This window comes from Stenotrophomonas sp. YJH_SMC_12-1 (assembly GCF_059370935.1).
Genome location: NZ_JCAFUD010000001.1, coordinates 172318 through 198531, shown reverse-complemented (window position 1 = coordinate 198531; position 26214 = coordinate 172318). Strand labels below are relative to the sequence as shown.

Genomic DNA, 26214 nt, shown 5'->3' with positions numbered 1-26214 from the left:
CGAGGCGGGCGTCGGCTGGCCTCGTCGGGGCGCGCGCGATCAGCCGCCGCGGCGCAGGCGTTCTTCGATGGCGAAGCACTGATCGGGCTTCGGCTGCGGCGGGTTGAAGCTGACCGGTACCTGGATGGTGGCCGGCACGGCAGCGCCGTTGCGGGTGGCAGCCTTGAACTGCCAGCCCTGAACGGCCGTTTTGGCCAGTTCGTCCAGCTGCGGGTTGCCGGCGCCGGTCAACAGGGCGACCTCGCTTGGCTTGCCGTCGGTGCCGATGGTCACCTTGAAGGTGCTGGTGCCGCCTACGCCCATGCAGGCCAGTTCAAGCGGGTACTGCGGTGGCGGCGTCTTCACCGCGGCTACTTCGGTCGGCGGCGGCGGCGGTGGTGCCGGCGGTTCCGACGGGCCACAGCCGGCCAGGCCGGTCGCAGCAATCAGGGACAGGCTCAGCAAGCGTACGTTCATGGCAGTTGCTCCGTCAGGGCCGAAGTCTTCGCAGCGCAGATGAAGTCGTTCTCGCTCAGGCCGCCCACGTCGTGGGTGGAAAAGCGCACCACAGCGCGGTCGTAGTGCACGCCCAGGTCCGGATGGTGGTCCTCGCGGTGGGCAATCCAGGCCAGCGCGTTCACGAAGGCCATGGTGGCGTAGTAATCCTTGAAGCGGAAGGTGCGCGTCAGGGCCTGTCCGCCCTCGCTCAGCTCCCAGCCGGGAATCTGCGGCAGCAGTTCGGCCAGGCGGGCTTCGCCGAGCTTGTGGTCGCTGCCTTTGCGCGGCACGCAACGGGCCTGGGCCAGTGGAATCAGGTCGGCCATGGGAATCTCCACCTCGTGTTGACTGAACAATGCGCCGGACGGTGTATAAATCGAATGAGCGGCTGACGCTTACTTGGCTAGAATAGCCTGATGATCCAGATCTCCGACACTGCCCAGACCCATTTCCGCAAGCTGATCGAACGCGAGGGCGTGCCCGGCATGGGTGTGCGCTTGAGCGCGGTCGATCCCGGCACTCCGCGCGCCGACGCCCGGCTGGAGTTCGCCGAACCGACCGACCTGCTCGGCGACGAGTGGGCGGTGGACTGCGATGGTTTCACGCTCTACGTTGATGCCGGCAGCGTCGGTTGGCTCGATGGCGCCGAGATCGACATCGTCGCCGGCAGTGCCGGTACCCAGCAGCTGACCATCAAGGCACCGCGCATCAAGGGCGAAGCGCCCGGCGATGCCGCCTCGCTGGTCGAGCGCGTGCACTGGGTGGTGGAAAACGAAATCAATCCGCAGCTGGCCTCGCATGGCGGCAAGGTGGCCGTGCAGGAAGTTTCGGCCGAAGGCGTGGTGCTGCTGCGCTTCGGTGGCGGTTGCCAGGGCTGCGGCATGGCCGACGTGACCCTCAAGCAGGGCATTGAAAAGACACTGATGGGCCGCGTGCCGGGCGTGACCGCCGTGCGCGACGCGACCGACCACGACAGTGGCCACGCGCCGTATATCCCTCGCGGCAACGCCGCCTGATCGCTGACGCGTGCCTCTGACCCGGGCCGAGCAGTTCATCGACCTGCTGCTGGCCCGCCAGCAGCCCAGGGCCGTCCTGGAGAAAACCACGCGCCTGCCGTACGGCTGGGCGCTGTGGCTGCGCTCGCTCGGTCCGTTGCCGCGGCCGCTGCACGCCAGCGAGTTGATCGCGGTGCTGCTGCCGCGTCCGCTGCCGGGGCCACCCGGGCAGTTGCGCCGGTTGTCACCCTGGCAAGCGTTGCGCCGTCTGTTCTGGCAGGACTGGGATGCTGCGCCGCGCGACCAGCGCTGGATGCGCTGGGTCTCGGCCTTGGCCAGTGCGCTGCTGCATCTGCTGTTCTTCATGCTGCTGCTATGGGTGGCAGTGATCCGCACCTCGGCGCCGGAAGAACAAGGCGCCGAGGGCGAGCGCGTGCAGGTGGAGTTCGTCGGTCGCGCTACCCAGGAGGGCGGTGGCGATCAGCCAGGTGCGGAAGCGGCGGCCGCTGCACCGCCGCGCCAGGTTGCAGCTGGCCAGAACGCATGGGCCGCAACGGCGCCTGAGCCGCGTCCGGCGTCCGCGTCGGCAGCTGCGTCCGCACCCGCTCCGGCTGCAGTGGCCAGCGTGCCACCGCCGCCCGCCGAATCCGAGCCGGCGCCGGTCGCGGCACCGCCGCCGTCTCCGGTGCAGGCCACCGAAGTAGCCGAGGCCAGTGCGGATTTCGTGGTGCCACCGGTCAGCGTGCCGCGCACGGAGATCAGCATCGTGCCGCGCGACACGGTACCGACGGTGCGCGAGCGCAGCGTGCAGCCGCTGCAGGCGCCGCCGGCCCCTGCCGCACTGCGTGCGCCGGAGATCGCGGTGCGGACGCCGCAGCTGCGTGACATCCCGGTGCAGGAGCGTGAAATCAGTACGGTCGATGCACCGGCGATATCGCAGCCGCTGCGCACGGCCGATGTACAGGTCCGTGTGCCGCAGCGCGATGTGCAGGTGCGCGAGCGCGAAGTGCAGGCCGTGGTCGATCCGCAGGTACGGATGGCTGCTGTGGCCGGGCGCGAGCCGACCGTGCGTGCGCCGGCAGGCCGTGACCTGCAGGTGCGCGAGCGCGAAGTTGCGTCGGCACCCGCGGCGGCGCCTTCAACGTCCAGTGGCAGCGCGCCAGCGGCAACGCCGGCGTCTGCGGCCAGTAGCACTGCAACCCAGGCCAACAGCAGCACGCCACGGCCATCCGCCTCCAGCACGACACCGGCCCAGGCCGGCGCGCGTCCGGCTTCCAACCCGGGCAACTGGGCTACGCCTGCCAAGGGCGACGACTGGGGCGCGTCGAGCCGCAACCACGACGGCGCCAGCAGGGGCGCAAGCCAGGCCAGTGCCGCCGGCAAGGGCAATGGCCTGTTCAATGCCGACGGCAGCGTGCGCGTGCCGGGGCAGGAAGGTGGCGGTCACGCCGAACGTGGTGCCCCCGGGGGCGCCAACGATGGCTGGAGCAAGGAGCGCATCGCGCAGTCTGGCACCTGGTTGAAGCGACCGCCGTACGACTACACGCCGACCTCATTCGACAAGTACTGGGTGCCGCAGGAATCACTGCTGGCCGAATGGGTGCGCAAGGGCATCAAGTCGATGGAGATTCCGTTGCCGGGCACCGGTACGAAGATCTCCTGCGTGATCTCGATCCTGCAGGCGGGTGGCGGCTGCGGCCTCACCAATCCGAACATGCAGGACCAGCCGGCGGTGGCACGGCCGCCGCCGGACGTTCCGTTCAAGAAAGAGCTGCAGGAAGATAACGGGAGCCGGTAGGCAAGGGGCGCGCCACGCCCTGGCCGGCGCGCGCTTTGGTAGGTGCCGACGTTGATTGGCACAGAAGCGCCGACCAAGGTCGGCCTCTACCAAGGCACCAGCGCATGCCGACCAAGGTCGGCCTCTACCAAGGCACCAGCGCATGCCGACCAAGGTCGGCCTCTACCAGGGCATTGCCCTACGCGCTCTGCGACAGGAACACCCAGAACGGCACGTCGCGGCCGACCCAGTCGCGGCTGGCTTCGTCGATCACGTCCAGCAACGTGTCGAAATCCTTCTGTGTGGAGGCGCGCAACGTATCCACGTCGGCCAGGAACAGCGCGTAACCGTCGGCCGGCAGCCATTGCAGATCACGCAGGTTGTCCGACAGTGCATCCCAGTTGCCGCCGAAGCCAGCCGGGAAATCCAGCTGCGCCGCCAGCCGGGCGAGCAGGGTGCGCTTGTCGGCCACGCCTTCCAGATCGATGCGGATCACCTTCAGTCCGGCATCGCGCATCGCTGCGGCCAGTGCGTCGATGTCGTCGCTGTCGATGGCGTAGACGCCGGCATTGTCGATGTCATGCAGGCCGAGGCCGAAATCATCGTGGCTCATCACTGCGCTCCCTGGGCTGGTACGGTGAAGCTGCGGAACGATGCGTAGTGGTCGTCGGTGTAGTACCACGCCTCCGGCGGATCGCCGCCGGTGACGATGCGGCGCGTGCCACGGGTGCGCGCGCCGGGGGTGTCCACGGTGTATTCGCGGTAGTAACCGCGCGGACGCTGCGGCAGCTGCTGTTCGCGGTTGCCGAAGGTGCTGCCATCCTGGCGGTGCGGGAACGGCCCGCCGCGCTGGATCAGCGCGATCGTCTGCAGGGCTTCGGCGGGCAGGAAGGCGGGCAGACCGTTGCCCTTGCCGGGCGTGGCCGTGGCCGGTGCGCGCGCGGCAGGCGCCCCCTGCAGGTCCGGCGCGAACTGCGGCGCCGGCGGGCGCTGCATGAAATGGTTGACGACCAGGCCGAGCAGCAGCAGGGCGATGGCGGTGATCAGCAGCCGGGGGTTGCGCATGGGCAAGGAAACGGGCGAGGGTGGTGCTCGCACTGTAGCGCCTGCGCGCTGCACGGTGCATGAGGACGGCGCTGCGTCACCGCTGCGTAACAATTGCCGTCGTGCTCACCGGCAGGACGCAATTTCCTTTACATCCCCCTTGGTAATCTGGCGGTCTGTCCCCATCATTCACCGCGCAACGCCCGACACCGTCGGGTGCCCTCGCAATCAGGAGATGCATCATGGCCTATACCCTGCCCAAGCTGTCCTACGCCTACGACGCGCTGGAACCGCATATCGATGCGGCGACGATGGAAATCCATCACACCAAGCATCACCAGACCTACATCAACAACGTCAACGCGGCGCTGGAAGGCACCGAGTACGCTGACCTGCCGGTCGAAGAACTGGTGAAGAAGCTCAAGTCGCTACCGGAGAACCTGCAGGGTCCGGTGCGCAACAACGGTGGCGGCCATGCCAACCACTCGCTGTTCTGGACCGTGATGGCACCGAACGCGGGCGGTAACCCGGTGGGCGACGTGGCCAAGGCCATCGACAAGGACCTGGGCGGCTTCGACAAGTTCAAGGACGCCTTCACCAAGGCAGCGCTGACCCGTTTCGGCAGCGGCTGGGCCTGGCTGAGCGTGACTCCGGACAAGAAGGTGGTGGTCGAGAGCACCGGCAACCAGGACAGCCCGCTGATGGAAGGCAACACCCCCATCCTCGGCCTGGACGTGTGGGAACACGCGTACTACCTGAAGTACCAGAACCGCCGCCCGGAATACATCGGCGCGTTCTTCAACGTCATCGACTGGAACGAAGTCGAGCGCCGTTACCAGGAAGCGATTGCCTGATCTCGTTGGCTAGATGAAATGAAAAGGCCGGGGGAGACCCCGGCCTTTTTGTTTTCCGCATTGGTAGTGCCGGCCGCTGGCCGGCAGCCCTGGAATGCCGGCCAGTGGCCGGCACTACCTATTCGGCCGTGGCCGTATCGCCCTGCAGGCGCAGGGTGGCCATTACGCCCAGACGCAGGCCCGGCAGGTCACCGTCGGCCGGCAGCAGGATCGGCTGCTGGCGGATGCCGCCGAAGTGCTTGACCTGGAACAGCACGTCCAGGCCATGACCACTGGCGCCACCGCCGCTGGCTGCCGGCGGCTCGGGGCGGCCGCCCGGATTGCGCCGGGCCGGCTGGAACCCCGGGGTACTGCGCACGAGCTCGACGGTGGTTGCCGAGAAATCACCGGCGATCAGGCTGGGCATGCCCTCGGCGGTGGCGCCTATCCAGGTCATCAGGTCGCTGGTCTGGTGCTGGCGGGCAGTGGCCTCGTCCGGGTCCGGGCGCAGCCGTGCCACATAGATGTTGACCAGCGCCTGGCCCAGCTTCAGCCGCATCATGCCGGCGGCGCTGAAGGTTCCGGGTGGGTGCAGCAGGGTTACGCCATCCTCGCTGACCGGCAGCCGGGTCAGCATCGCGTTGCCGTGCCGCAACGGCTGGCTGGGCGGATCGGCGGTAACGAAGTCGCAGCTGTAGCGCAGCCGGCTGGCCAGCCAGCAGGCCGGATTGCGGCCCTGCTGCTGCAGCACCTGCTGTACGGAGATCACGTCCGGCTGCAGCTCGGTGAGCAGGTGCGCCACCTGTTCGCGGCGCTGCTTCCACTGCGCATCATCGCGGCTGGGCAGTTCCAGCGCGGCCACGGTCAGCTGCCGGGGCTCGGCCTCACCGCTGGCGGCGGCCGGTGCCTGCGGCCGCGCCTGTGCCTGCAACGCCAGCAGCAGCACGAGACAGCTGAGCAGGAGACGGGCGTGGGCGAGGGGGCGCATAACGATAAGTTTACGCTTTTGTCGTGCAGGTGCCGTGACTTCCGGCATGTAGTGACGTTGCCTGCCATGGATTGGCACCGTTGTCATGCAGCCCTGCAGCGTGCTTCGCAAGCCCCGCTTCCGGTAACCTTGCGCCTTTCGCTTTGCAGGATTGCCTTACAGGATGAGCCACGACGCAGTTGCCCCCATCGCCGGCCAGGGAAAGATGCCGCGCCAGATCCCGTACATCATCGGCAATGAGGCCTGCGAGCGGTTCAGTTTCTACGGGATGCGCAACATCCTGGTGCAGTTCCTGATCACCTCGCTGCTGCTGCAGGAAATCACTGCGGAAGGCCGTGCCGGTGAAGCCAAGGACATCATGCACAGCTTCATGATCGGCGTGTATTTCTTCCCGCTGCTCGGAGGCTGGCTGGCCGACAGGTTCTTCGGCAAGTACCACACCATTCTCTGGTTCAGCCTGGTCTACTGTGCCGGCCATCTGTGCCTGGCGCTGTTCGAGAACAGCCGCGAGGGCTTCTTCCTCGGTCTGGGCCTGATCGCGCTGGGTGCCGGTGGCATCAAGCCGCTGGTGGCCTCGTTCATGGGCGACCAGTTCGACCAGAGCAACAAGCACCTGGCCAAGATCGTTTTCGACGCCTTCTACTGGATCATCAACTTCGGCTCGCTGTTCGCCTCACTGCTGATCCCGCTGGTGCTGAAGAACTGGGGCCCGCAGTGGGCGTTCGGCATCCCGGGCATCCTGATGTTCATCGCCACCTTCGTGTTCTGGCTGGGCCGCAAGCGCTACGTGCTGGTGCCGCTCCCGCCGAAGGACCCGCATTCGTTCGCCAACGTGGTGCGTACCGCGCTGACCACGCGCGTGGCCGGCCAGGGCCGTCCGGGCCTGGTGATCGCCGTACTCGGCCTGGTCCTGGCAGTGGCCTCGTTCGGCCTGGTTGGCTCGCTGGGCATCGTCATCTGCCTGTGCCTGGCGCTGGTGTCGATCCTGGCCGGTATTGGCGGTGGCACCTGGATGCAGCTCGATCGCGCCCGTGGCCTGCACCCGACCGAAGCCGTGGAAGGTGTACGCTCCGTGCTGCGCGTGCTGGTGATCTTCGCGCTGACCACGCCGTTCTTCTCGCTGTTTGACCAGAAGGCCTCGACCTGGGTCCTGCAGGGCCAGCAGATGCAGATGCCGAGCTGGTTCACCGCCTCGCAGATGCAGGCGCTGAACCCGCTGCTGGTGATGATCCTGATTCCGTTCAACAACCTGGTGCTGTACCCGGCCCTGCGCCGCTTCGGCTTCGAGCCGACCGCGCTGCGCCGCATGACCGCCGGCATCGCCTTCAGCGGCCTGGCCTGGATCGTGGTCGGCGGCATCCAGGTGGTGATGGACGGTGGCAATGCCATGTCGATCTTCTGGCAGATGCTGCCGTATGCGCTGCTGACCTTCGGTGAGGTGCTGGTCTCGGCCACCGGCCTGGAGTTCGCCTACAGCCAGGCGCCGCAGGCGATGAAGGGCGTGGTGATGAGCTTCTGGAACCTGACCACCACCATCGGCAACCTGTGGGTGCTGCTGTCCAACGCTGCCGTGCGCAACGATGCGGTGACCCACAAGATCGCCAGTACGGGCCTGAGCGAGGCGGCATTCCTGATGTTCTTCTTCGCCGGTTTCGCCTTCGTTGCGGCGTTGGCCTTCGGTTGGTACGCGAAACGCTATCGTATGGTCGACAACTACCGTAGCGCCTGAGCCTGACATGACCCCCGTCAATCTGCTGTTGATCGCCATCACCGCCCTCCTGTCGTGGATGGCGTTCAACAACCGCAAGCTGGCCGACCGCCTGATCCTGTGGCCGCCGGCCATCGACCGTCACCGCCAGTACGACCGGCTGGTGACCTATGGCTTCATCCACGCCGACTGGTCGCACCTGATCTTCAACATGATCACCCTGTTCTTCTTCGGGGGATTCATCGAGAGCGTGATGGTGCAGCTGACCGGCAGCTACCTGACCTACCCGGCGTTCTACATCGGTGCGCTGCTGGTCTCGATCCTGCCCAGCTACCTGAAGAACCAGAAGAACCCGAACTACCTCAGCCTGGGCGCGTCCGGAGCGGTGTCGGCGGTGTTGTTCGCCTTCATCCTGATCAAGCCGTGGTCGATCATCCTGGTGTTCTTCATCCCGGCACCGGCCATTGTCTATGCCGCGTTCTACGTGGGCTACAGCATCTGGATGGACAAGCGCGGTGGTGATCGCATCAACCACAGCGCCCACCTGGCGGGCGCGGCGTTCGGTGTGATCTTCATGCTGGCCATGCAGCCGAGCATCTTCACCCACTTCCTGCGCGAGCTTTCCAACCCGACCTTCCGCCTCGGCGGCGGTTGAGGGGCTGGGGTCGGATTCACTGGATCCGCCCCCGGGGGCAGGGACCCGCTCCTGGTCAGGCGCGGGTCTGCTGGCCGTAGGTGTCCAGCAGGCGGGCGAATACCTCTTCGCCGATGCGCTGGAAATCCTGATCTTCGGTCTGCCCTTCCACCGCCAGCTGCAGCAGGCCCTCCAGCAGGGCGCGGTCGGTGTCGGAATGGGAATCGCTGGGGTGCATCGGAGCCTCCGCGGTGGTGCGCATGATCAACGGTCGCAAGGGCCGTGCCAGCATGGCCGTACCCCTCCACAGGCGATAGCGGCCGTCCTCGCTCCAGCTTGAGGGTCGAAAACTGACGTGAATGGATTGGACTTGCCCCTGTTCAGGCTTCACGCGATCATGGCGCCCGGCTGCGCACCATCCACGCAGTCGCCGCAGGAGACAGTTCCATGGCTTCGGTCACGCCCCCCGGTCTGGCCTATGAGGTCGAACACGACCTGGCCAACCATCGCTTCACCGCCCGTGTGCGCGGACAGCTGGCGGTGCTCGATTACCAGATCAAACGCAGGCGCATGGTCATCACCCACACCGAGGTACCCGAGCCGATTGCCGGCCGTGGCATCGCAGGTGAGCTGACCCGCGTGGCACTGCGCTTTGCCCGCGAGCAGAAGTACAAGGTGGTGCCGGCATGTTCCTACGCCGAGGCCTTCCTGCAGCGGCACGAGGAGTACCACGACCTGCTCGCTGGCTGAATGCCAGCGGGCCACGCTTCAGCCATGGCAGGCGATGATGTACAAACATGAACAGGGGATCCCGATGAAGATTGGAAACAACCGGCCATTGCACGGCAGCGTGCTGGCCGGCGTGGTGGGCGTGCTGTTGCTGGCCGGTTGCCAGCGTGAAAGCGAGCCGGCACCGGCGACCGACGCGGCCCCCGCCGCCGAGGCCACTGCCGCAGGTGAAACGCCGGCCACGGAAGCGCCGCTGGACCTGCGCGACGTGATCGAGAACAACGAGCGCGAAGTGGTGGGCATCAGCTACCCGGCCGGCATCGATCGCTACCCGGGCCTGGCGCGCGCGCTGCAGAACTACGCAACCAGCGCACGCAGCGACCTGCAGCAGGCACTGGACGGGCTCGGCAATGACAAGCCGACCATGCCCTACGAACTGTCGCTGAGCTTCGAAAAGCTGCTGGAAACGCCGCAGCTGGTGGTGGTCAGTGCCGATGGCAGCCGCTATACCGGTGGCGCCCACGGCGAGCCGCTGGTGGCGCGTTTCGTGTGGCTGCCGGCGCAGCAGCAGATGCTCAGTGCCGACAAGCTGGTGGCCGATGCCAAGGGCTGGAAGGCGATCAGTGATTTCGTCGCCGACCAGCTGCGCGAACGCGTGGCCACCCGCCTCAGTGGCGAGGACATGGACCCGGCCCAGCTGCAGGAATCGCTGCGTAACGCATCGCGCATGATTGCCGACGGTACCGGCCCCCAGGCCGACAATTTCAGCCAGTTCCAGCCGCTGACCAACGACAAGGGGCAGATCACCGCGCTGCGCTTTGTTTTCCCGCCGTACCAGGTGGGTCCATACTCGGACGGCACCCAGACCGCCGACGTACCGGCGGCGGTGCTGTTGCCGCACGTGGCCAAGGACTACGTGGAGCTGTTCGCACGCGGTTGACCGCAGTCGAGGAGGTGGCGTGGATACAGGGTTGCAGGAGCGGGTCGCCGGCCTGCTGCAGGAAGCCGGGGTCCGCATCGGCGGCACCCAGCCACAGGACATCCAGGTGCATGACCCGCGCTTTTTCGCGCGGGTCATGGCGCACGGCTCGCTTGGCCTCGGCGAGAGCTACATGGACGGTTGGTGGGATGCCAACGTCCTCGATGAATTCCTCGTCCACCTGATGCAGGCACACCTGGATGAACGGGTGCACGGTTGGCGCGAAGTGGCCGATGCGCTGAAGGCGCGCCTGTTCAACCTGCAGGTCGGGCAGGGCAGCTACGAAGTGGGCCGCCGCCACTACGATCTTGGCAACGACCTCTACCAGGCCATGCTCGGCCAACGCCTGGTGTACAGCTGCGGCTACTGGCGCAATGCCGGTGATCTCGATGCCGCGCAGGAGGCCAAGCTGGATCTGGTCTGCCGCAAGCTGGGGCTGCGCCCCGGCCAGCGTGTGCTGGACATCGGCTGTGGCTGGGGCGAAGCCCTGAAGTTCGCAGCAGAGCGCTACGGCGTCAGCGGCGTCGGCGTGACCATTTCGCAGGAACAGGCCGGGTTCGCACGCGAACTGTGCGCCGGCCTGCCGATCGAGATCCGCCTGCAGGACTATCGCGAACTGGATGAGCCGTTCGATGCGATCTTCTCGATCGGCATGTTCGAGCACGTCGGCGACAAGAACTACGCCAGTTTCTTCGAGGTGGCCAGGCGCTGCCTGTCTTCGCGCGGGTTGCTGCTGCTGCACACCATCGGCACCAACATCTCGCGGCATCGCACCGATCCGTGGATCGCGCGCTACATCTTCCCCAATTCAATGCTGCCGTCGGCGGTGCAGATCAGCAAGGCGTTCGAAGGGCGCTTCGTGCTGGAGGACTGGCACAACTTCGGCACCGACTACGACCTCACCCTGCAGGCTTGGCGACGCAACGTGGAAGCGGCGTGGCCGCAGCTGGACGCGCGCTACGACGAGCATTTCCGCCGCATGTGGCGGTTCTACCTGGCCGGATCGATGGCCACCTTCCGCTGCCGGCACGCGCAGCTGTGGCAGCTGGTGCTGTCGCCGGAAGGCGTACCGGGTGGGTACGTGGCGCCGCGCTGAAGCCAGCGCGGGGCGGAGACCCCGGGGTCAGATCCCTTTTCGCAGAAAAGGGCTCTGACCCCAACCACAACAAAAAAACCGCCCGGTTTCCCGGGCGGTTTTTCGTTTCAGGCTACTGCGCGGGCGATCAGTTGCCGGCGCCGGTCAGGCCACGCTTTTCCAGCAGCGGTTCGATCTGCGGCTCGTGGCCGGCGAAATCGCGGAACAGCTGCATCGCGTCGACGCTGCCGCCCTTGGACAGCAGGGTGGCGCGGAAGTGGTCGCCGTTCTTGCGGCTCAGGCCGCCGTTGTCCTTGAACCACTTCTGGGTGTTGGCGTCGAGCACTTCCGACCAGATGTAGGCGTAGTAACCGGCCGAGTAGCCGCCCATGATGTGGCTGAAGTACGGGGTCTTGTAGCGCGGCGGCACCGGCGCGTAGTAGATGCCGTCCTTCTCCAGCGCGGCGCGCTCGAAGGCCATCACGTCCTTGGCGGCCGGCACCTGGTCGGCACCGATCTGGTGCCAGCGCTGGTCCAGCATGGCCGCACCCAGGTACTCGGTGGTAGCGAAGCCCTGGTTGAACTTGGCCGCCGCCAGCACCTTGTCCAGCAGTGCCTGCGGCATCGCCGAACCATTCTGGTAGTGCTTGGCGTAGTTCTTCAGGATGACCGGGTTGTCGGCCCACATCTCGTTGACCTGCGAGGGGAACTCGACGAAGTCACGCGGCACCGAGGTGCCCGAGAAGTACGGGTACTTCACGTTGGAGAACATGCCGTGCAGGGCGTGGCCGAACTCGTGGAACGTGGTGTTCACCTCGTCCCAGGTCAGCAGGGTCGGCTGGCCGGCCGGCGGCTTCGGAATGTTCAGGTGATTGGCGACCACCGGCTTGAAGCCGGTCAGCTTGGACTGCGAGACGTAGGAGTTCATCCACGCGCCACCGCGCTTGGAGGCGCGTGCATACGGGTCGAAGATGAAGATCGCCAGCTGGCTGCCGTCGGCGTCGAACACGTCGTAGACGGTGACGTCATCGTGGTAGACCGGCAGGTCGGTGCGCTGCTTGAAGGTCAGGCCGAATTCCTGGCCCGCGGCGTAGAACACGCCGTTCTCCAGCACGTTCTTCATTTCGAAGTACGGCTTCAGCTGCGACTCGTCGAAGTTGTACTTGGCCTGGCGCACCTTCTCGCTGTAGAAGGCCCAGTCCCACGGTTCCAGCTTGAACGTCGGCTTGCCAGCGGCCTTCTGTTCCTGGTCGATCATCGCCTGCAGGTCGGCGGCTTCACGCTTGGCGTTGGCCACCGCGGCCGGGGCCAGCTTGCCCAGCATCGCGTTGACCGCTTCGGGGGTCTTGGCGGTCTGGTTGGTCAGGTTGTAGGCGGCGAAGTTCGGGAAGCCCATCAGCTTGGCCTTGTCGGCGCGCAGCTGCATGATGCGCGAGACCAGAGCGGTGTTGTCGAACTCACCGCCGCGGCTGCCGCGGCTCACCGATGCTTCGTAGATCTTCTGGCGCAGGGCGCGGTTGGCCAGGTTGGTCAGCGGCGGCTGGCCGGTGGTGTTGAGCAGGGTGATCACGTACTTGCCGTCCTGGCCGCGGGCCTTGGCGGCTTCGGCGGCGGCGGCGATCTGCTCCTTGGACAGGCCGTCCAGTTGCTTGACGTCGTCGACGGTGATCGCCGAAGCGTTCACCTCCGACTGCACGTTCTGGCTGAACTTGGTACCCAGGTTGGCCAGCTCGGCGTTCATCTCCTTCAGCTTGGCCTTGTCGGCGTCGGACAGCCTGGCGCCTGCGCGCACGTAGTTGTCGTAGTACTTCTCGACCAGGCGCACGCCTTCGGCGTCCAGGCCCAGCTGGCTGCGGGTGTCATACAGCGCCTGGATGCGGGCGAACAGCTTGCCGTTCAGCGCGATCGCATCGCTGTGCGCGGCGAACTTCGCCGAGTAGTCGGCCTGCAGCTTCTTGCGGGTGTCGTTGGTGTCGGCACCGACCAGGCTGAAGAACACGGTGGTCGCGCGGTCGAGGACATCACCGCTCTTTTCCAGGGCGATGATGGTGTTGTCGAAGGTCGGCTTGGCCTTGTTGTTGGCGATGGCCTCCACTTCCTTCAGCTGCTGCGCCATGCCGGCGTCGAAGGCCGGGGCGAAGTCGCTGTCCTTGATCTTGTCGAACTGCGGGAAGTGCAGCGGCAGCGGGCTTTCGGCGAAGAAGGGATTGGCCTGCTGGGCGGTGCTGCTGGCGGCCGGGGTGGCGGCGCCGGCCGAGAAGGCGGGCAGGGCAAGGCCGAGGGACATGGCCACGGCAAGGGCAAGGCGGGTGGTCAAGGCAGGAACTCCGGTAAGGCAAACAAGGGCCCGAGGGTAACCCGGCCGGCGGCGCCCGCACTTGTGTCAAAAGGCATGTTGCCGCGGCCGGGCGCGGGTACCATGCATTCACCGCCCACGGTTCAGCGCCATGACCACTGCCTACGATTTCAGCTTCCGCGACCTCGACGGCCAGCCACAGGCCCTCGCCGGGTACCGGGGTCACCCGCTGTTGCTGGTCAATGTCGCCAGCCGCTGTGGCTTCACCCCGCAGTACACCGGGCTGGAACAGCTGTGGCAGGAGTATCGCGAGCGTGGCCTGGTGGTGATCGGCTTCCCATGCAACCAGTTCGGCGCGCAGGAGCCGGGGGACGCCGCGCAGATCCGCCAGTTCTGTTCGCTGGATTATCCGGTCAGCTTCCCGCTTTCGGAGAAGATCGAGGTCAACGGCGAGGGGGCTGATCCGTTGTGGGCATGGCTTTCACACGAGAAGCGCGGCCTGCTGGGTAGCGCCCGCATCAAGTGGAATTTCAGCAAGTTCCTGGTCGATCGCCAGGGGCGGGTGGCTGCGCGCTTTGCGCCAACCACCAGGCCGGAACAGCTGCGCAGCGCGATCGAAGCGCTGCTGTGAAGGGGGTAGTGCCGGCCGCTGGCCGGCAATCCCGGAGCGCACGGAGAGCCGGCCGGCGGCCGGCTGCCGTTGCAGATCATTTCTCGACGAACGCGCGCTCGAACACGTAGTGGCCCGGCTGGCCGATGCGCGGCGAGACCTGGAAGCCGCGGGCATCGAGCACGCTGCGCAGATCAGCCAGCATCTGCGGGCTGCCGCAGATCATCGCGCGGTCGTTTTCCGGGCTCAGCTCCGGCAGGCCGAGGGTGCGCTGCATCTGGCCGCTTTCCATCAGCTGGGTCAGGCGGCCCTGGTTGGCGAACGGCTCGCGGGTGACCGCGGGGTAGTACAGCAGCTTGTCGCCGATCATCTCGCCCAGGAACTCGTGCTCACGCAGTTCCTTCTCGAAGTAATCGCGGTAGGCCAGATCCTTCTCGTAGCGCACGCCGTGGCAGAGGATCACCTTCTCGAAGCGCTCGTAGGTCTCCGGGTCCTTGATGACCGACAGCCACGGCGCCATGCCGGTGCCCGTGCCCAGCAGGTACAGGTTCCTGCCCGGGTGCAGGTCGCTGATCAGCAGGGTGCCGGTGGGCTTCTTGCCGACCAGCACCTTGTCGCCCGGCTTGATGTGCTGCAGGCGCGAGGTCAGCGGGCCGTCCTGCACCTTGATGCTGAAGAACTCCAGGTGCTCTTCCCAGTTGGCGCTGGCGATGGAATAGGCGCGCAGCAGCGGCCGTGCCTCGGTTTCCAGGCCGATCATCACGAACTGGCCATTCTCGAAGCGGAAGCCGCTGTCGCGGGTAGTGGTGAAACTGAAGTAGGCATCGGTCCAGTGACGGACCTCAAGCACCGTTTCGGCGCCGAAAGCGGAGGACATGGGCGTATCTATCGGAAGTCGTCGGGGGTGATTCTATCTCAAATGAGATGGGTTCTCATTGGGCGGAACGAGAGGCGTTCTCAGCGGTAACCCGCCGCCTGCAGCTCGAACAGCTCGGCGTACCGTCCTCCTTGGGCCATCAGCTGCGCATGGGTGCCGCTGGCCTCGATGCGGCCATCGGCCAGCACCAGGATGCGATCGGCCATGCGTACCGAAGAGAAACGGTGGGAAATCAGCACTGCCGTACGATTATCCGCCAGCTCCCTGAACCGCTGGAACACTTCGAACTCACTGCGCGCGTCCAGCGCTGCCGTTGGCTCATCCAGGATCATCACCTGCGCATTGCGCATCCACGCGCGGGCAATGGCGATCTTCTGCCACTGGCCACCGGACAGGTCCACGCCCTGCTTGAAGCGGCGCCCGATCAGCTGGTCGTAGCCGCCGGGCAGGTCGTCGATCACTTCCTCGGCCATGCCTCGTCGCGCGGCATCGGCGATGCGTGCCTGGTCGTCCATCGCCTCGACCTGGCCGACGCCGATGTTCTCGCCGGCGCTGAGGTTGTAGCGCACGAAGTCCTGGAAGATCACCCCGAGGTTGGCGCGCAGGTCGTCCAGGTCGTAGTCGCGCAGGTCGCGGCCGTCGAGCAGGATGCGGCCTTCGTCGGGCTCGTACAGCCGTGCCAGCAGTTTCACCAGCGTGGTCTTGCCCGCGCCGTTCTCGCCGACCAGGGCCAGCACTTCGCCGGCCTGCAGCTGGAAATCGAGGTGGCGCACCGCCCACTGTTCGGCATCGGGATAGCGGAAACCGACGTTCTCGAACACGAAACCCTGCTGGATCGGCTGCGGCACGCGCACCGCACCTTCGCGCGAGTGGATTTCCGGCTCGATCTGGAAGAACGAGAACAGGTCGTCCAGGTACAGTGCCTGGCTGGCCACCTGCGAGAAGCCGATCAGCAGGCCTTCCAGCAGCTGGCGCAGGCGCAGGAAGCTGCCGGCGAGGAAGGTCAGGTCGCCGATCGAAAAGTCGCCGCGTACCGTACGCCAGGCAATGTAGGCGTAGGCGGTGTAATACCCCAGCGTGCCCAGCGCGGCCAGCAGCGTGCCCCAGAACGCGCGGCGCCGGGCCAGTGCACGGTTGGCCTGGAACAGCGCCACCGACAGCCGCCGGTAGCGTTCCACCAGGAAGCGGTGCAGGTTGTAGATCTTCACTTCCTTGGCCGTTTCCACGCTGGCACCGAGCTGGCGCAGGTAGTCGAGCTGGCGGCGCTCGGGCGTCCACTGGAAGTTGAGGCTGTAGCCGGCCGCGTTGAAGTGCGATTCGCCGATGAAGGCCGGCACCAGTGCCAGCGCCAGCAGCAGGATCAGCCACGGCGCGTAGACCAGCAGGCCGACAGCGAGGCTGGCCACGGTGATCGCGTCCTGGACCTGGCCGAACAGCTGGCTCATCAGGTTCATCCGGCCCATGGTCTGGCGCCGCGCACGGTCCAGCTTGTCCTGCAGGTCCGGGTCCTCGAAGTCCTCCAGATCCAGCGTCGCCGCGTGTTCCATCAGCCGGATGCTGGTGACGTTGGCGAACAGCTCGGAGAGCAGGGCATCGGCGTAGCTGACCAGCCGGCCGAGCAGGTCCGAGGCGATGGCCAAGCCGAATTCCAGCGCCAGCAGGCCCAGCAGCGGGTTCAGCACGCCGCTGGACAGCGCTTCGCCCAGCGGCGGGAAGCCCGCGTCGTGCTGGCTCAGGTGCAGGGCGCTGTCGATGATCAGCTTGCCGACGTACAGCATCGCCACCGGCAGCAGCGCGCGGATCAGGCGCAGCCCCAGGCTGGCCAGGGTGAGCGCGGGACTGGTCTTCCAGACCATGCGCAGGAACGGCGGCAGGTTGCGCATCGCCCTGAAGCGCTGGCGCAGGCTGGGTTTCTTTGCGGCGTCAGCGCCAGCGGTGGGGGTGGCAGGCATGCGCGTATTGTGCGCGCCTGATACGTGCAGAGGGGGTCAGTGCAGGCGTGTGGCTGGCGCCGGGGTCAGATCCCTTTGCGCGGCAAAGGGCTCTCACCCCAGCGACCCACAGCGGGTCAGATCCCTTCGCGAAGCGAAGGGATCTGACTCTCCCGCATCCACGCGTAGCGTGGATCTACCGTGTCGACCAAGGTCGACACCTACCAGCAGCTCCAGTGAATTGTCGAAGGCGGGGTGGGTCAGGCCGGCAGCGGCGGCAGCAGGCCCGCACCCAGCCGGTTCCAGGCGTTGATCACCGCAATTCCCATGCTCAGGTCACTGATGCCCTTCTCATCGAAGTGCGGCGCCAATGCATCGAACGCCGCCTGCGACGGCGCGCCGTCGGTCAGCCGGGTCAGTGCCTCGGCCCAACCCAGCGCCGCGCGCTCGCGTTCGTCGAAGAAGCGGCTCTCGTGCCATGCCGGCAGCGTGTCCAGCTTGCGCGGCTCGATGCCACCCTTGCGCAGCGCCGTGCCGTGCATGTCCATGCAGTAGCCGCAGCCGTTGAGCTGTGACACGCGCAGGAACACCAGTTCCATCAGGGTCGGATCGATCGAGCTGTCATGCACCGCCTGGCTGGTGGCCAGCAGGCCCTTGAAGGCCTCGGCGGCCAGGCGGGTGTAGGGGACGCGGGGAGAAGTGTGATTGGACATCGGGGGCTCCACGGCGGCCACGATGGCCGCCTTTCACTACCAGGACGCCGCAGCGTCGCCGCGCGTGACAACCTTCGGCAACTTTTCCGGATTCAACACGCTGTAGACATTGGCGATGCGGCCGTCGACCACTTCGATGGTGGTGACCGAGTGCAGGCGCTCGCCGTGGAAGCGCAGGATCGCCGGTTCGCCGTTGACATAGCCCAGCTGCGCCGGATGCGCCGCGCTGCGGCGGGCGATGGCCCAGAACAGGCGGCCGATGCGCTCGGCGCCCCGCAGCGGGCGGATCGCGGCGGTAACCACGCCGCCACCGTCGGAGACCAGCAGCGCGTTGGCGTGCAGCAGGGCCTGGATCGCCTCGCTGTCGCCGCGCTGCGAGGCGTCCATGAAGCGCGCCAGCAGCTGCCGGTGCTGGCTGGCATCGGCGTTGAAGCGCGGCCGTCCGGCGTGCAGGCGCTGCCGGGCACGGTGTACCAGTTGCCGGCAGTTGGCTTCGCTGTGGCCGATCAGCTCGGCGATTTCGCGGTAGTCGTGGTCAAAGGCCTCCTTCAGCAGGAACGCGGCGCGTTCCTCGGGGCCGAGCTGTTCGAGCAGGGTCAGGAAGGCGACCGAGACGTCGTCGGCCAGCGCATGCAGCTGCGCCGGGCCGGGCGCCGGGTCGGGCTCCAGGGTGACCGCCAGCGGCTCGGCCAGCCATGGGCCGACGTAGTGCACGCGCTCGCGCTTGGCCGCGCGCAGCCGGTCCAGGCCGAGCCGGGTGGTGGTGGTGACCAGCCAGGCTTCGGGGTCGCGGACGGCCGCCGGGTCGGCGCCGGACCAGCGCAGCCAGGCATCCTGGAGCACGTCTTCGGCGTCGGCGCGGCTGCCAAGCAGGCGGTAGGCCAGGGCCATCAGGCGCGGGCGGTGGGTCTGGAAAGCGGTTTCGGCGTTCATGTGGGCAAGGACGCCGCAGTGGCGCGTGGCGTGACAGAGCGTCGGGGGAATCTTGCCGGCCAGCGGCCGGCACTACCACCCCGGGGCCGGGGGAGGGGGTAAAATGGGCGGATTACCCCCGCCAGCCTCGAGCAAGCGAGCAAGACGTGACATCGATCAAGCAGGAAGACCTCATCCAGTCCATCGCCGACGCGCTGCAGTACATCTCGTACTACCACCCGGTCGACTACATCAAGAACCTCGCCGCCGCTTACGAGCGCGAGGAGTCGCCGGCCGCGAAGGAAGCGATGGCCCAGATCCTGATCAATTCGCGGATGTGCGCCGAAGGCCACCGTCCGATCTGCCAGGACACCGGCATCGTCACCGTGTTCCTGGAAATCGGCATGGACGTGCGCTGGGACGACGCCACCATGGGCGTGGAAGACATGGCCAATGAAGGCGTGCGCCGTGCCTACATGCACCCGGACAACAAGCTGCGCGCTTCGGTGCTGGCTGATCCGGCCGGCAAGCGCATCAACACCAAGGACAACACCCCGGGCGTGGTCAACGTCAAGGTGGTGCCGGGCAACAAGGTCGACGTGATCGTCGCCGCCAAGGGCGGTGGTTCGGAAGCGAAGACCAAGTTCGCCATGCTCAACCCGTCCGACTCGATCGTCGACTGGGTGCTGAAGACCGTGCCGACCATGGGCGCCGGCTGGTGCCCGCCGGGCATGCTCGGCATCGGCATCGGTGGCACCGCCGAGAAGGCGATGCTGCTGGCCAAGGAAGCGCTGATGGAGCCGATCGACATCACCGAGCTGCAGGCCCGTGGTGCGTCCAACCGCATCGAAGAGCTGCGCCTGGAGCTGTACGAGAAGGTCAACGCGCTGGGCATCGGTGCGCAGGGCCTGGGTGGCCTGACCACCGTGCTCGACATCAAGATCAACGACTACCCGACCCACGCGGCCAACCTGCCGGTGGCGATGATCCCGAACTGCGCGGCCACCCGCCATGCGCACTTCACCCTCGATGGCAGCGGCCCGGTGATGCTGGACCCGCCGTCGCTGGAAGACTGGCCGAAGCTGACCTACGACGCATCCAAGGGCACCCGCGTGGACCTGGACACGATCACGCCGGAAGACGTGGCCAGCTGGAAGCCGGGCCAGACCCTGCTGCTCAACGGCAAGCTGCTGACCGGCCGCGATGCCGCGCACAAGCGCATGGTCGACATGCTCAACAAGGGCGAGGAACTGCCGGTTGATCTGAAGGGCCGCTTCATCTACTACGTTGGCCCGGTCGATCCGGTGCGCGACGAAGTGGTGGGCCCGGCCGGCCCGACCACCGCCACCCGCATGGACAAATTCACCGAGCAGGTGCTGGCACAGACCGGCCTGCTGGGCATGGTCGGCAAAGCCGAGCGCGGCCCGGCCGCGATCGAGGCGATCAAGAAGCACAAGTCGGCCTACCTGATGGCCGTCGGTGGCTCGGCCTACCTGGTGTCCAAGGCGATCAAGGCCGCCAAGGTGGTTGGTTTCGCTGACCTGGGCATGGAGGCGATCTACGAGTTCACCGTGCAGGACATGCCGGTGACCGTGGCAGTCGACTCCACCGGTGAATCGGTGCACAAGACCGGCCCGCGCGAATGGCAGGCCCGCATCGGCAAGATTCCGGTGGTGGTGGAGTAACTCCCCGCACGCTTCGGTCCAGACAACGGCGCCCGTGTGGCGCCGTTGTTGTATCCGGGGGGGAGGATTAACGCGCCTGTAGCCCTTGCTCTGCTACGGTCGGCACACCCTCGCACAGGACGTGTCCATGGCCCTGCATCGATTCATCGTGGTAGGCATGCTGCTGGCGCTGGCCGGCTGCAACACCCCAGCGTCGTACGAAGGCGCGGATTTCCCTGCATCGGCGCAGTGCCGCGTGCAGTGCCAGGCCGGCTATCGCAGCTGCATGGCGCAGAATGACTCTCTCGGCAGCCGCCAGAGCAATTGCGAGCAGCGGATGGTGCCGGCGCCGGACAAGCGCTGCAAGGACGTGGACAACCCCGACCTGCGCCATGCCTGCGAACTGAAGACGCATGACTGTACGATGCGCGCGCCGATGATGTCCTGTGGCGAACGCCGGGATTCCTGCATGAGCAGCTGCGGCTGAGCAACGATCGTGCGCGCGGGCGCATAATCGGCTGATCCACCTGTACAGGATCTTCTGCATGAGCACCACGCTGTATGGTTCGACCAGTACCGCCGCGCTGGTGGTGCACTGGCTGCTGATCGAGCTGGGCATCGAGCATGAACTGGTGCTGCTGGATTTCGACGCGCGCGAGCACAAGTCGGCGGGGTACCTGGCGCTGAATCCGGCCGGTGTGGTGCCGACACTGCTGATCGATGGCTTGGTACTGACCGAAGCGGCGGCCATTGCGTTGTACCTGGCTGATCGCCATCCGGACGCCAACCTGCTGCCCGCGCTGGGCACGCCGCAGCGCGCCGATGCCTACCGCTGGATGTTCTGGTGTGCCAATACGCTGCAGCCGGCCTATCGAGCCTGGTTCTATCCACACGAAATGGCGGGCGAGGCGAACATCGAGGCCAGCCGCGGGATGGCACGGCAGCGCCTGGAAGCGGCCTGGCAGCATGTGGCCGCGCACCTGCATGCACATGGCCCCTACCTGCTGGGCGCCACGCCCTGCGTGGTCGACTACATGCTGGTGATGCTGATGCGCTGGTCGCGCAACATGCCCAGGCCCACCGACACCTGGCCGGTACTGAAGGCGCACGCCACGTTGATGAAGGCGCGCCCGGCGTTCGCCGAGGTGTACCGCCGCGAAGGCATCACCGACTGGCTGTAAGCCAGCCGGGGAGGAGGGCGTCCGGGTAGAAGAGGCGCTGGGGTAGAGTCGACTGTCAGTCGACTATCGCACGCAGTGCGGGCTTTTCCGCGGATGCATATGAAGGGTGAGGAGGGAGTCGACTAACAGTCGACTCTACCAACACGCTCCGCTACGCGGCGGCGAGGCGGGTTACAGGATCTCCAGCACTGTTTCCGGTGGACGGCACAGGCGTGTGCCCTTGTCCGTGCGCACCACGGGGCGGTTGATCAGTCGCGGGTGTTCGGCCATCGCGGCCAGCAGCGTGGCCTCGTCCGCACCTTCCAGGCGCAGTTCGGCGAACTGCGCCTCCTTGCTGCGCACCAGATCACGTGCGCTCAATCCTGATTCGGCCAGCACCTGGCGCAGCGTGGGCACGTCCGGCGGGCTGCCCAGGTAGTCGACCACCACCGGCTCGAAGCCGGCATCACGTATCAGCTTCAATGCGCCGCGCGAGTTGCTGCAGGCCGGGTTGTGCCAGATCGTCACGGGCATCAGAACCACTCCAGCAGCGACACGCCCACGCCCACGTAGGTGGCCTTGTGGTTGTAGTCGATCAGGCTTTCGCCGTAACCGTCGAACACCTGCACATGCCCGCGCAGCAGGTTGCTGATCGGGAAGCCGTAATCCAGCTGCAGGGCACCGTGCGAGCGGCTGCCGGTGCGCAGCGAATGGCGCGCCATCAGCGAGACTTCGTGGCCGTTGCGGTTCCAGGTCAGGGTCGCATCACCGCGGCCCATGTAATCCTCGATGTCCGGGTTGTTGTCGTCGCTGCGGGTCTCGGGAATGCGGTACCAGGGGCGCAGCACCAGCGCCCAGTTCTCGCGGTCCAGGCCGATGTTGAGCATCACCCGGTTCCAGCTGCGCGAAAGCGGGTCGGCGCGGCCGTTGGATTGGTGGTTCAGCGCGATGCCGGTCATGCGCCCGCGCCAGCCACCGATCGAGTAGCCGTTGCGGAACACCATCATCACTTCCGGCTCGTAATTGGTTTCGCGGAACGGGCGCGAATCCTCGCCGTTGTAGGCCTGCCAGCGCGAGCTCTGGGTGTAGCCGGCCCAGATGTCGCCGTTGTCGCCGAACAGGTTCTCGGCGATCTTGGTCTTGAAACTGATCTGGAACTTCAGCTCGGCACTGTCCAGCACCTGCGGCGTGGTGACCGTGTTGGCCGGGTTCGGCGAATGCGGCGTGGTGTTGCGATCGCTGGTCCAGAACGCCGGCAGCAGGTACACCGGCTTGTAGGCGCGCAGCTGGAAGGGGCCCAGCTTGGAGTCCTCGGCCAGTTCCCAGCGGCTGTCCAGCAGCGAACCGCGGCCAGCATTGGCCAGTGCGCTGTCAGGGGCTGCTGGACGGAACAGATCGCTGACCCGCTCGCGCAGCTTCTCTTCGCCCTGGCTCACGCGTGCAGTCTGGCGTTCTTCGCGACGGGCCTGCGCGGCCGCCTCGGCCGCAGCGTCGGCCTCGGCAGTGGCCTGCGGGGTACGGCCGAACTGGCGGTCATAGCAGGCCAGGCGGGCAGCATCGGTGGTAATCGCCGCGCACGCGGCCGGCGAGGCTTCGGCGCTGGGCGCGAACTCCTGCGCGGCCAGCGGCGCACTGGCCAGGGCCAGCGCCAGCGGCGCGAGACGGGGAAGCAGCGGAGACAGGGTCATTGCAGCAGGCCCTTAGGTGAATACGGGAATCGCACAGTGTGGCGGCTGCACCGGTTCACGGCCAGCCCCCACGGTTTATGCACGGGCACCGCGTGCGCGCGGCGTGAAGGCAGTGCGGGTTACAGGAACCAGGCGAAGGCGAACAGGCCGAGCATCGCGATCACCACGGCCAGTTTCAGCGCCAGGCCGAGCAGGATACCGAGCCAGGTGGCCAGGCCTACCCTGGTCGAGCGCCCCAGTTCGCGGGTGTGCCAGTACTCGCCGGCCAGGGCGCCGATCAGGGGGCCTGCAAAGAGGCCGATCGGCATGAAGAACAGGCCGACGATGCTGCCGACGAACGTACCCCACAGTGCCTTGCGGCTGGCACCGACCCGCTGCGCACCCACCACCGTGGCCAGCACGTCCACCAGCAGCGAGAGGACGGTCAGTACGCCCAGCGCGACCAGGGTCGGCCAGCCGACGTGGGTGAAGCCGTCCGCCCAGGCCGCCAGCAGCAGTCCAATGAACACCAGCGGGATGCCGGGCAGGGCCGGCAGGATGATTCCGGCGATGCCGACAAGGACAAAAATGACCGCTAGCAGATATAAGATGAATGAGAGTCCCATGCTGTCCCGTATGGTCGCCGTTTTGGGGTTGACAGTGAAAGATTTTGCCAGTTGCTTTTTCGTTTTGGGCGGGTTAAGTTGCAGTCGCTGAGCTTGGCAAGGTCACCGTGGATCGTGGCCTGATGAAGCAAGATCTTCCCGATCCGCTGCATCGATGCACCTCGCTTCCCCCTTGCTTGTCAGCCGCCCACCAGGCGTTTCCAACAACAAGAGAGAGTCCCCAGGGAGTTAGTGAGATGTCTGATCGCGAGACCGGTACCGTCAAGTGGTTCAACGATGCAAAGGGCTTCGGCTTCATCAGCCGTGAAAACGGCGAAGACGTGTTCGTGCACTTCCGTGCCATCCAGACCCAGGGCTTCAAGAGCCTGAAGGAAGGCCAGAAGGTCACCTTCACCGTCGTGCAGGGCCAGAAGGGCCTGCAGGCGGACGCCGTGCAGCCGACCTGATCGCGCTGCAAGCCGTCACATGAAAAAGGCCCGCGCAAGCGGGCCTTTTTCTTTGCCGCCGGCCCGGCGCAGGTCAGCGCAGGATGACCTTGCCGTTGACCACGCGCACGTAGGTGTTTTCGCGGATGCCGCCGAGGTCGCGCTGGTTGACCACGATGGTGCGGCCATCGTCCATGCGTACGCTGATGTCGTAGGTATCACTGGTCACGTTCTTCTGGATCTGGTTGCCGGCCAGCGCGCCACCGACCGCGCCTGCGGCCGCAGCGATGTTCTTGTTGCCACGGCTGCCACCGGTGTGATCGGAGATCTCATGGCCGGCCACGGCACCGACGATGCCGCCGAGGATGGCGCCGGTCGCGCTGGGCGCGGTGCGGCCCGACGGCACGGTGTTGATGCGGGTGACGATGCCACAGTCAGCGCAACGGCTCTGGTTGTAACCGCCGTTGTTGCCGTAGCCACCATTGTTGTAGCCGTTGTTGTAACCACCGCCACCGTAGCCGGGCGAGGTGGCACAGCCAGCCAGGGCGAGGGTAGCGATGGCGCTGGCGGCAATGAGCTGGATCTTCATGGAGCGTCTCCTGGCCGTGAAGGCGGGTGTGTTGGGTGGTACTGCGTCATGCAGCAGGGTGGACGAATCCTCTCCTTTCGAACGTGAACAAGGTGCCAACCAGGCGTGCCTTGCCCGGCTACAGGATGAATGCGCGTCAGCGGAAGTCCTGGTGGCAGGCGCGGCAGTCGGCCTGCACGGTTTCCACGACCTTGGCCAGGGCGGTGCAGTCACTGGGCGGAGCCGCCAATGCGGCGTTGAGGTTGCCGCGCAGCTGGCTGGCGTGCTGCTGGAACCGGCCGTTGTCCTTCAGCCCGGGAAAGGCCAGGTCGAGGTCGTTGGACAGAAGGCGCAGGGCCTGCAGCCGCGGCACGCTGTCGGCCAGGCTGCAGCGGTTCTGCTGCTGGGCCTGCTGCAGCAGCTGCGATTGCCGCTGCATCACCTGCATCAGGCTGTCCGGGAACGGGTCGCGGCGGGCCTGCAGGGCGCGGCCGACCATGACCGTGGCGACCAGGCCGATCAGCAGGCCCAGGCACAGCACGAACAGGTACCGCTGGGCAGTGGACGGGCGGCGGGGCGGGCTGGCGTTCATGGCGGGCTCTCCGGGCGTGCAACGGTGGGTTCGATGCCGGCGCGCTGTAGGCACTGGCGCCTGCACGTTAAAATAGCCGCATGAACGAACAGGTCAAACAACGCTTCGCCGGCATCGAACGGCTGTATGGCGTAGGTGCGCTCGAGCGCCTGCAGGGCAGCCGCGTGGCGGTGGTGGGCATGGGCGGGGTCGGCTCGTGGGTGGTGGAAGCGCTGGCGCGTTCGGCGGTCGGCCACCTGACCCTGATCGACGCCGATGACATCTGCGTGTCCAACACCAACCGGCAGCTGCCGGCGATGGAAGGCAACTACGGACGCAACAAGGCCGAGGCGATGGCCGAGCGTTGCCGTGCGATCAATCCGGACATCGAGGTCGATGCCGTGCAGGCATTCCTGACCGTGTCGAACATGGCCGAGTTGCTGGACCGTGGCTTCGACCTGGTGATCGATGCCTGCGACAGCTTCCGGGTGAAGGTCGAGACGATCGCCTGGTGCCGCCGCCGCAAGCTGCCGCTGCTGACCGTGGGGGCTGCCGGTGGTCGCACCGATCCGACCCTGGTGCGCATCCGCGATGTCTCGCGCACCGAGCACGACGCCATGCTGGCGCTGATCCGCAAGAAGCTGCGCAGCGAGTTCAATTTCCCGAAGAATGCCAAGCGCTATTTTGGCGTACCGGCGGTGTACTCGCTGGAAAACGTGAAGTATCCGCAGGCCGATGGCAGCGTCTGCGGCATCCGCCCGAACCTCGGTGCGGATGCTGCATTGAAACTGGACTGTGGCGCAGGCCTCGGTGCGGCAACCCACATCACCGGTGCCTTCGCCTTCGCGGCGGTCGGCAAGGCGCTTGAAATGCTGCTGGAGCCGAAGAAGGTGAAGGCCGAAGTGGTCGAGTCCAGCGAGGGGTGATGGATCGTGCCGGCCAGCGGCCGGCACCT

Annotated in this window: 30 protein-coding genes; 14 read left to right on the top strand and 16 right to left on the bottom strand. The window is 66.5% G+C overall.

The genetic code is table 11. The annotated features are described in order from the left end of the window. Window positions 1–39 precede the first annotated feature (39 nt). Both AC5P8Y_RS00940 and AC5P8Y_RS00935 read right to left on the bottom strand, forming a co-directional pair. Window positions 40–456, bottom strand: a complete 417-nt coding sequence (locus tag AC5P8Y_RS00940; RefSeq protein WP_005410316.1) for an energy transducer TonB — start codon at window positions 454–456, stop codon at window positions 40–42. Beyond that, window positions 453–803: a 4a-hydroxytetrahydrobiopterin dehydratase gene (locus AC5P8Y_RS00935; protein WP_005410315.1), complete on the bottom strand. Its 351-nt coding sequence runs from the start codon at window positions 801–803 to the stop codon at window positions 453–455. Before AC5P8Y_RS00935 ends, AC5P8Y_RS00940 begins: the two co-directional genes overlap by 4 nt. A gap of 90 nt (window positions 804–893) precedes the next feature. Between AC5P8Y_RS00935 and AC5P8Y_RS00930 the strand changes: the two genes are divergently transcribed. Both AC5P8Y_RS00930 and AC5P8Y_RS00925 read left to right on the top strand, forming a co-directional pair. Next, a complete protein-coding gene (locus AC5P8Y_RS00930; protein WP_005410314.1) occupies window positions 894–1493 on the top strand; it encodes an NfuA family Fe-S biogenesis protein in 600 nt (199 codons plus the stop codon). Between the two features lie 10 nt (window positions 1494–1503). Further along, window positions 1504–3270 (top strand): hypothetical protein, encoded by a 1767-nt coding sequence (locus AC5P8Y_RS00925; protein WP_111108410.1) that lies wholly within the window; start codon window positions 1504–1506, stop codon window positions 3268–3270. A gap of 178 nt (window positions 3271–3448) precedes the next feature. Here AC5P8Y_RS00925 and AC5P8Y_RS00920 read toward each other — a convergent pair whose 3' ends face one another. Next, window positions 3449–3862 (bottom strand): barstar family protein, encoded by a 414-nt coding sequence (locus AC5P8Y_RS00920; protein ID WP_495201828.1) that lies wholly within the window; start codon window positions 3860–3862, stop codon window positions 3449–3451. Further along, window positions 3862–4314, bottom strand: a complete 453-nt coding sequence (locus AC5P8Y_RS00915; RefSeq protein ID WP_033832926.1) for a guanyl-specific ribonuclease — start codon at window positions 4312–4314, stop codon at window positions 3862–3864. Before AC5P8Y_RS00915 ends, AC5P8Y_RS00920 begins: the two co-directional genes overlap by 1 nt. A 221-nt stretch (window positions 4315–4535) precedes the next feature. On the opposite strand from AC5P8Y_RS00915, the gene AC5P8Y_RS00910 reads away from it, so the two are divergent. Further along, window positions 4536–5147 (top strand): superoxide dismutase, encoded by a 612-nt coding sequence (locus AC5P8Y_RS00910; protein ID WP_005410310.1) that lies wholly within the window; start codon window positions 4536–4538, stop codon window positions 5145–5147. Between the two features lie 118 nt (window positions 5148–5265). Here the strand turns inward: AC5P8Y_RS00910 and AC5P8Y_RS00905 are convergent, their stop codons facing one another. Then, complete coding sequence (locus AC5P8Y_RS00905) at window positions 5266–6114, bottom strand: endonuclease/exonuclease/phosphatase family protein (protein WP_032965923.1); 849 nt, start codon at window positions 6112–6114, stop codon at window positions 5266–5268. A 163-nt stretch (window positions 6115–6277) separates the two neighbouring features. Here AC5P8Y_RS00905 and AC5P8Y_RS00900 point away from each other — a divergent pair, with 163 nt between their 5' ends. Both AC5P8Y_RS00900 and AC5P8Y_RS00895 read left to right on the top strand, forming a co-directional pair. Then, window positions 6278–7843 carry a POT-type proton-dependent oligopeptide transporter gene (locus AC5P8Y_RS00900; protein ID WP_033832923.1) on the top strand — a complete coding sequence of 522 codons (1566 nt, stop codon included), beginning with the start codon at window positions 6278–6280 and terminating at the stop codon, window positions 7841–7843. A 7-nt stretch (window positions 7844–7850) separates the two neighbouring features. Beyond that, entirely contained in the window at window positions 7851–8477 is a 627-nt protein-coding gene (locus AC5P8Y_RS00895; protein WP_005410307.1) for a rhomboid family intramembrane serine protease, read from the top strand. A gap of 55 nt (window positions 8478–8532) precedes the next feature. Here AC5P8Y_RS00895 and AC5P8Y_RS00890 read toward each other — a convergent pair whose 3' ends face one another. Beyond that, window positions 8533–8694 (bottom strand): hypothetical protein, encoded by a 162-nt coding sequence (locus AC5P8Y_RS00890; protein WP_005413966.1) that lies wholly within the window; start codon window positions 8692–8694, stop codon window positions 8533–8535. Window positions 8695–8903: 209 nt separating this feature from the next. On the opposite strand from AC5P8Y_RS00890, the gene AC5P8Y_RS00885 reads away from it, so the two are divergent. Genes AC5P8Y_RS00885 through cfa form a run of 3 tightly spaced genes read left to right on the top strand, consistent with a single transcriptional unit; the run spans window position 8904 to window position 11260 of the window. Beyond that, window positions 8904–9206: a GNAT family N-acetyltransferase gene (locus AC5P8Y_RS00885; protein WP_005410305.1), complete on the top strand. Its 303-nt coding sequence runs from the start codon at window positions 8904–8906 to the stop codon at window positions 9204–9206. 37 nt (window positions 9207–9243) lie between these two features. Then, window positions 9244–10125: a DUF3298 and DUF4163 domain-containing protein gene (locus AC5P8Y_RS00880; protein ID WP_005410304.1), complete on the top strand. Its 882-nt coding sequence runs from the start codon at window positions 9244–9246 to the stop codon at window positions 10123–10125. A 19-nt stretch (window positions 10126–10144) separates the two neighbouring features. Beyond that, complete coding sequence (cfa, locus tag AC5P8Y_RS00875; RefSeq protein ID WP_005413964.1) at window positions 10145–11260, top strand: cyclopropane fatty acyl phospholipid synthase; 1116 nt, start codon at window positions 10145–10147, stop codon at window positions 11258–11260. Window positions 11261–11387: 127 nt separating this feature from the next. Here cfa and AC5P8Y_RS00870 read toward each other — a convergent pair whose 3' ends face one another. Beyond that, window positions 11388–13556 (bottom strand): M3 family metallopeptidase, encoded by a 2169-nt coding sequence (locus AC5P8Y_RS00870; RefSeq protein ID WP_111108411.1) that lies wholly within the window; start codon window positions 13554–13556, stop codon window positions 11388–11390. 130 nt (window positions 13557–13686) lie between these two features. On the opposite strand from AC5P8Y_RS00870, the gene AC5P8Y_RS00865 reads away from it, so the two are divergent. Next, window positions 13687–14166 (top strand): glutathione peroxidase, encoded by a 480-nt coding sequence (locus AC5P8Y_RS00865; RefSeq protein WP_111108412.1) that lies wholly within the window; start codon window positions 13687–13689, stop codon window positions 14164–14166. Between the two features lie 76 nt (window positions 14167–14242). On the opposite strand, the gene AC5P8Y_RS00860 is transcribed toward AC5P8Y_RS00865, so the two are convergent. The 4 genes from AC5P8Y_RS00860 to AC5P8Y_RS00845 all read right to left on the bottom strand — a co-directional run bounded on the left by AC5P8Y_RS00860 (window position 14243) and on the right by AC5P8Y_RS00845 (window position 18599). Next, on the bottom strand, window positions 14243–15022 hold the full coding sequence (locus AC5P8Y_RS00860; protein ID WP_005410300.1) for a ferredoxin--NADP reductase: 780 nt from the start codon (window positions 15020–15022) through the stop codon (window positions 14243–14245). Window positions 15023–15102: 80 nt separating this feature from the next. Beyond that, complete coding sequence (locus AC5P8Y_RS00855; RefSeq protein ID WP_005410299.1) at window positions 15103–16974, bottom strand: ABC transporter ATP-binding protein; 1872 nt, start codon at window positions 16972–16974, stop codon at window positions 15103–15105. A gap of 239 nt (window positions 16975–17213) precedes the next feature. Next, on the bottom strand, window positions 17214–17666 hold the full coding sequence (locus tag AC5P8Y_RS00850) for a carboxymuconolactone decarboxylase family protein (RefSeq protein ID WP_005413960.1): 453 nt from the start codon (window positions 17664–17666) through the stop codon (window positions 17214–17216). A gap of 36 nt (window positions 17667–17702) precedes the next feature. Next, entirely contained in the window at window positions 17703–18599 is an 897-nt protein-coding gene (locus AC5P8Y_RS00845; RefSeq protein WP_033832917.1) for an RNA polymerase sigma-70 factor, read from the bottom strand. Between the two features lie 146 nt (window positions 18600–18745). Between AC5P8Y_RS00845 and AC5P8Y_RS00840 the strand changes: the two genes are divergently transcribed. From AC5P8Y_RS00840 to AC5P8Y_RS00830, 3 genes are all read left to right on the top strand, one after another. After that, the gene (locus AC5P8Y_RS00840; RefSeq protein ID WP_033832916.1) at window positions 18746–20263 is read left to right on the top strand and encodes a fumarate hydratase; all 1518 of its coding nucleotides are present in this window, start codon (window positions 18746–18748) and stop codon (window positions 20261–20263) included. A gap of 127 nt (window positions 20264–20390) precedes the next feature. Then, window positions 20391–20729 carry a hypothetical protein gene (locus AC5P8Y_RS00835; RefSeq protein WP_005410295.1) on the top strand — a complete coding sequence of 113 codons (339 nt, stop codon included), beginning with the start codon at window positions 20391–20393 and terminating at the stop codon, window positions 20727–20729. Window positions 20730–20787: 58 nt separating this feature from the next. Next, complete coding sequence (locus tag AC5P8Y_RS00830) at window positions 20788–21423, top strand: glutathione S-transferase family protein (RefSeq protein WP_049402267.1); 636 nt, start codon at window positions 20788–20790, stop codon at window positions 21421–21423. A gap of 171 nt (window positions 21424–21594) precedes the next feature. On the opposite strand, the gene arsC is transcribed toward AC5P8Y_RS00830, so the two are convergent. From arsC to AC5P8Y_RS00815, 3 genes are all read right to left on the bottom strand, one after another. Further along, entirely contained in the window at window positions 21595–21936 is a 342-nt protein-coding gene (gene arsC / locus AC5P8Y_RS00825; RefSeq protein WP_049402266.1) for an arsenate reductase (glutaredoxin), read from the bottom strand. Then, window positions 21936–23090 (bottom strand): phospholipase A, encoded by a 1155-nt coding sequence (locus AC5P8Y_RS00820; protein WP_005413953.1) that lies wholly within the window; start codon window positions 23088–23090, stop codon window positions 21936–21938. Before AC5P8Y_RS00820 ends, arsC begins: the two co-directional genes overlap by 1 nt. Before the next feature lie 119 nt (window positions 23091–23209). Beyond that, window positions 23210–23695, bottom strand: coding sequence for a DUF456 domain-containing protein (locus tag AC5P8Y_RS00815; protein ID WP_043034719.1), 486 nt, complete (start codon window positions 23693–23695; stop codon window positions 23210–23212). A gap of 236 nt (window positions 23696–23931) precedes the next feature. On the opposite strand from AC5P8Y_RS00815, the gene AC5P8Y_RS00810 reads away from it, so the two are divergent. Then, complete coding sequence (locus tag AC5P8Y_RS00810) at window positions 23932–24141, top strand: cold-shock protein (RefSeq protein ID WP_005410290.1); 210 nt, start codon at window positions 23932–23934, stop codon at window positions 24139–24141. A 73-nt stretch (window positions 24142–24214) separates the two neighbouring features. Here the strand turns inward: AC5P8Y_RS00810 and AC5P8Y_RS00805 are convergent, their stop codons facing one another. Together AC5P8Y_RS00805 and AC5P8Y_RS00800 are read right to left on the bottom strand one after the other, a co-directional pair. Further along, a complete protein-coding gene (locus tag AC5P8Y_RS00805) occupies window positions 24215–24709 on the bottom strand; it encodes a glycine zipper 2TM domain-containing protein (protein ID WP_049402264.1) in 495 nt (164 codons plus the stop codon). A gap of 136 nt (window positions 24710–24845) precedes the next feature. Then, window positions 24846–25280, bottom strand: coding sequence for a cytochrome c (locus tag AC5P8Y_RS00800; RefSeq protein ID WP_005413950.1), 435 nt, complete (start codon window positions 25278–25280; stop codon window positions 24846–24848). 80 nt (window positions 25281–25360) lie between these two features. Here AC5P8Y_RS00800 and AC5P8Y_RS00795 point away from each other — a divergent pair, with 80 nt between their 5' ends. After that, window positions 25361–26185: a tRNA threonylcarbamoyladenosine dehydratase gene (locus AC5P8Y_RS00795; protein WP_111108413.1), complete on the top strand. Its 825-nt coding sequence runs from the start codon at window positions 25361–25363 to the stop codon at window positions 26183–26185. The last annotated feature ends 29 nt before the right edge of the window (window positions 26186–26214 follow it).

What these genes read in the sequence shown, in the direction of transcription:
- AC5P8Y_RS00940 (WP_005410316.1), bottom strand. Translation starts at nt 456, where the DNA reads ATGAACGTACGCTTGCTGAGCCTGTCCCTGATTGCTGCGACCGGCCTG.
- AC5P8Y_RS00935 (WP_005410315.1), bottom strand. Translation starts at nt 803, where the DNA reads ATGGCCGACCTGATTCCACTGGCCCAGGCCCGTTGCGTGCCGCGCAAA.
- AC5P8Y_RS00930 (WP_005410314.1), top strand. Translation starts at nt 894, where the DNA reads ATGATCCAGATCTCCGACACTGCCCAGACCCATTTCCGCAAGCTGATC.
- AC5P8Y_RS00920 (WP_495201828.1), bottom strand. Translation starts at nt 3,862, where the DNA reads ATGAGCCACGATGATTTCGGCCTCGGCCTGCATGACATCGACAATGCC.
- AC5P8Y_RS00915 (WP_033832926.1), bottom strand. Translation starts at nt 4,314, where the DNA reads ATGCGCAACCCCCGGCTGCTGATCACCGCCATCGCCCTGCTGCTGCTC.
- AC5P8Y_RS00910 (WP_005410310.1), top strand. Translation starts at nt 4,536, where the DNA reads ATGGCCTATACCCTGCCCAAGCTGTCCTACGCCTACGACGCGCTGGAA.
- AC5P8Y_RS00905 (WP_032965923.1), bottom strand. Translation starts at nt 6,114, where the DNA reads ATGCGCCCCCTCGCCCACGCCCGTCTCCTGCTCAGCTGTCTCGTGCTG.
- AC5P8Y_RS00900 (WP_033832923.1), top strand. Translation starts at nt 6,278, where the DNA reads ATGAGCCACGACGCAGTTGCCCCCATCGCCGGCCAGGGAAAGATGCCG.
- AC5P8Y_RS00895 (WP_005410307.1), top strand. Translation starts at nt 7,851, where the DNA reads ATGACCCCCGTCAATCTGCTGTTGATCGCCATCACCGCCCTCCTGTCG.
- AC5P8Y_RS00890 (WP_005413966.1), bottom strand. Translation starts at nt 8,694, where the DNA reads ATGCACCCCAGCGATTCCCATTCCGACACCGACCGCGCCCTGCTGGAG.
- AC5P8Y_RS00885 (WP_005410305.1), top strand. Translation starts at nt 8,904, where the DNA reads ATGGCTTCGGTCACGCCCCCCGGTCTGGCCTATGAGGTCGAACACGAC.
- AC5P8Y_RS00880 (WP_005410304.1), top strand. Translation starts at nt 9,244, where the DNA reads ATGTACAAACATGAACAGGGGATCCCGATGAAGATTGGAAACAACCGG.
- AC5P8Y_RS00865 (WP_111108412.1), top strand. Translation starts at nt 13,687, where the DNA reads ATGACCACTGCCTACGATTTCAGCTTCCGCGACCTCGACGGCCAGCCA.
- AC5P8Y_RS00860 (WP_005410300.1), bottom strand. Translation starts at nt 15,022, where the DNA reads ATGTCCTCCGCTTTCGGCGCCGAAACGGTGCTTGAGGTCCGTCACTGG.
- AC5P8Y_RS00855 (WP_005410299.1), bottom strand. Translation starts at nt 16,974, where the DNA reads ATGCCTGCCACCCCCACCGCTGGCGCTGACGCCGCAAAGAAACCCAGC.
- AC5P8Y_RS00850 (WP_005413960.1), bottom strand. Translation starts at nt 17,666, where the DNA reads ATGTCCAATCACACTTCTCCCCGCGTCCCCTACACCCGCCTGGCCGCC.
- AC5P8Y_RS00845 (WP_033832917.1), bottom strand. Translation starts at nt 18,599, where the DNA reads ATGAACGCCGAAACCGCTTTCCAGACCCACCGCCCGCGCCTGATGGCC.
- AC5P8Y_RS00835 (WP_005410295.1), top strand. Translation starts at nt 20,391, where the DNA reads ATGGCCCTGCATCGATTCATCGTGGTAGGCATGCTGCTGGCGCTGGCC.
- AC5P8Y_RS00830 (WP_049402267.1), top strand. Translation starts at nt 20,788, where the DNA reads ATGAGCACCACGCTGTATGGTTCGACCAGTACCGCCGCGCTGGTGGTG.
- arsC (WP_049402266.1), bottom strand. Translation starts at nt 21,936, where the DNA reads ATGCCCGTGACGATCTGGCACAACCCGGCCTGCAGCAACTCGCGCGGC.
- AC5P8Y_RS00820 (WP_005413953.1), bottom strand. Translation starts at nt 23,090, where the DNA reads ATGACCCTGTCTCCGCTGCTTCCCCGTCTCGCGCCGCTGGCGCTGGCC.
- AC5P8Y_RS00815 (WP_043034719.1), bottom strand. Translation starts at nt 23,695, where the DNA reads ATGGGACTCTCATTCATCTTATATCTGCTAGCGGTCATTTTTGTCCTT.
- AC5P8Y_RS00810 (WP_005410290.1), top strand. Translation starts at nt 23,932, where the DNA reads ATGTCTGATCGCGAGACCGGTACCGTCAAGTGGTTCAACGATGCAAAG.
- AC5P8Y_RS00805 (WP_049402264.1), bottom strand. Translation starts at nt 24,709, where the DNA reads ATGAAGATCCAGCTCATTGCCGCCAGCGCCATCGCTACCCTCGCCCTG.
- AC5P8Y_RS00800 (WP_005413950.1), bottom strand. Translation starts at nt 25,280, where the DNA reads ATGAACGCCAGCCCGCCCCGCCGCCCGTCCACTGCCCAGCGGTACCTG.
- AC5P8Y_RS00795 (WP_111108413.1), top strand. Translation starts at nt 25,361, where the DNA reads ATGAACGAACAGGTCAAACAACGCTTCGCCGGCATCGAACGGCTGTAT.